General features: G+C 73.1%; 3 protein-coding genes. All 3 read right to left on the minus strand.

Annotated features, from left to right (window positions below; genetic code table 11):
* Window positions 1-62: 62 nt before the first annotated feature.
* Window positions 63-608 carry a hypothetical protein gene (locus HMPREF3115_RS25275; RefSeq protein WP_006403558.1) on the minus strand — a complete coding sequence of 182 codons (546 nt, stop codon included), beginning with the start codon at window positions 606-608 and terminating at the stop codon, window positions 63-65.
* A gap of 81 nt (window positions 609-689) precedes the next feature.
* A complete protein-coding gene (locus HMPREF3115_RS25280; RefSeq protein WP_070556581.1) occupies window positions 690-1100 on the minus strand; it encodes a BON domain-containing protein in 411 nt (136 codons plus the stop codon).
* A gap of 56 nt (window positions 1101-1156) precedes the next feature.
* On the minus strand, window positions 1157-2258 hold a 1102-nt coding region (locus tag HMPREF3115_RS32800), incomplete at its 5' end, for a hybrid sensor histidine kinase/response regulator (RefSeq protein ID WP_256276421.1).

Genomic DNA, 2258 nt, shown 5'->3' on the forward strand with positions numbered 1-2258 from the left:
CGGCCGCGCCCAACGCCACGCGGCTGCGCGGCGAGCGGTGTCGCGGCCGGCGCCGGCGCCCGTCATGCCGGCCGATGCCCCGACGTGAAGAAGTCGGTCCACGCGCCGTGATCCCATGCGCCGTCGACGCGCTCCACCGACAGCGCGCCGTTCGCCACGAGCGTGCGTTGCGCGAACGTGGCCGTACGCCGCGTCACGTGCGCGGCGAGCACGACGCCGTGTTCGCACTCGCGCAGCGCGCCGCGGCCTTCGGGCGCATCGCCGCGCATCCGGCCGAGCGCCCCGCACAGCGCGCCGATATACGCGCCGACGAGCGGCACGCCGAGCCACACGAACGACGAATGCAGGCCGCCGATCGACAGCACCGCCGCGCCGGCCGCGCCGACGACAGCACCGATCGCGACGCCTTCGAGCGCGCCCAGCCCGCCCGGCCGGGCGGCGGAATCCGCATAGACGTCGCCGCCGAGCCAGAACAGCGCATGCTGGCCCGGCGGATTGAGAAAGAAGACCTTCACGTCGTCCCGATGCATGGCGTGGCCGCGCAGCTGCTGCGCGCAGCGTTCCGCCTGCTCGAGCGTCGAGAAACGGCCCGCGATGATGGTGTCCATGTCGAACCCTCCTGCACGGTGCCGCGCCGGGCCGCAAGGCGCGCGACGCCCGATCGGCCCGGCGCTTGCCCGCGCATCACGTTACTTCGGGCGTATCTGCAGCTTGTCGCGCACGCCGTGTACGCCGTCCACGTCGCGTACGACGCGGAGCGCGGTCGCGCGTTGCCGATCGTCGGGCACGGTGCCCGTCAGCTCGGCCACGTGATCGCGTACCTGCACGTCGATATCGCCGGACGCGAGCCCGCGCTCCGCGACGAGCGCGGCCCTGACGCGGGACGCGATCGTCGCGTCGCGCAGCTGGCTGCCGACGGCCGACGCCTGGCTCGCGAGCTTCGCGCCGACGCCCTGCTCGGCCGCCGCCGGAAGAGGCACCGCGATCCATGCACACGACAACACCAGTATGCGCGCGATTGCGGCAACCGGCGGCCGACGTTCGACGCGCGGCGGCGCCGGCTGCGCATTCGCGCGCGGCGCGTGTTTCGTTTCGTTCATGTCGTCCTCCCGTCCTCCGCTGCCGGCGCGCGACCGCCCGGCCGCGCTTGCCGTCATTACCGTTCCGGTCCGTCCTTCTCGCGCGTGCGACGGGCCGTCACGTCGTCGATCGCGCTCGCGAGCGTCGGCACGTCGACCGGCTTGCACAGATACGCGTCGAAGCCGGCGGCCATCACCCGCTGCCGATCCGCGACGCCCGCATGCGCGGTCACGGCGACCACCGGCATGCGCGCGTGGCGCCCGGGCAGACGCCGCACGCGCTCGATCAGCCAGAATCCGTCGCCGTCGGGCATCGCGATGTCCGATAGCACGACGGTCGGCGGATCGCGCTCGATGCTCGCGAGCGCGTCGCGCCCCGACTGCGCGGTGGACACCTGCGCGCCGAGCGTCCGCAGTGCGGCCGAGAGGCTCGCGCGCGACGTCGGCTCGTCGTCGACGACGAGCACGCGCTGGTGTTCGAGTGCCGCCGCCGGCACGCTATCCACGGCGCCGAGCGGAACGGCCGCCATGTCCGCCTCCCAGCCGGCCGGCAGCGTGACCGAGACGGTCAGGCCGCGACCGGGCCCTTCGCTGGCCGCCTCCACCGATCCGCCGTGCAGCTCCGCGATGTTGCGCACGATCGACAGGCCGAGCCCGAGGCCGCGCTGCGGCGATGCCGGCGCATTGGCCGGACGGTTGAACGGATCGAATAGATGCGGCAGCGCTTCGGGCGCCATCCCTTGCCCCGTATCGGCCACCGACAGACTGACGTGCGCGTCGACGCGTGCGAGCGACACGACGATGCGTCCGCCGCTCGGCGTGAACTTGATCGCGTTCGACAGCAGGTTCGACAGCACTTGATGCAGCCGCTCCGCGTCGGCGGAGATCACGCACGCCGTGCCCGCGCCTTCCGTGACGAGCGTGATGCCCTTCGCATGCGCGGGCGCGCCGAACTCGCGCGCCGCGTCGTGCACGACGCGCGCGACGTCGACCGGCGTACGCTCCAGACGCAGCTTGCCGGTCGCAAGCGACGACGCGTCGAGCAGATCGCCGACCATCCGCGCGAGCGAACGCGCGCTGCGATCGATCGCGTCGACCGCCTGCTGCGCGAAGCCCTGTCCGTCGACGCTGCGCAGCACCTCGACCCAGCCGTAGATCACGTTCAGCGGCGTGCGCAAT

Source organism: Burkholderia sp. HMSC10F09, assembly GCF_001806955.1.
Taxonomy (GTDB): Bacteria; Pseudomonadota; Gammaproteobacteria; order Burkholderiales; family Burkholderiaceae; genus Burkholderia; species Burkholderia multivorans.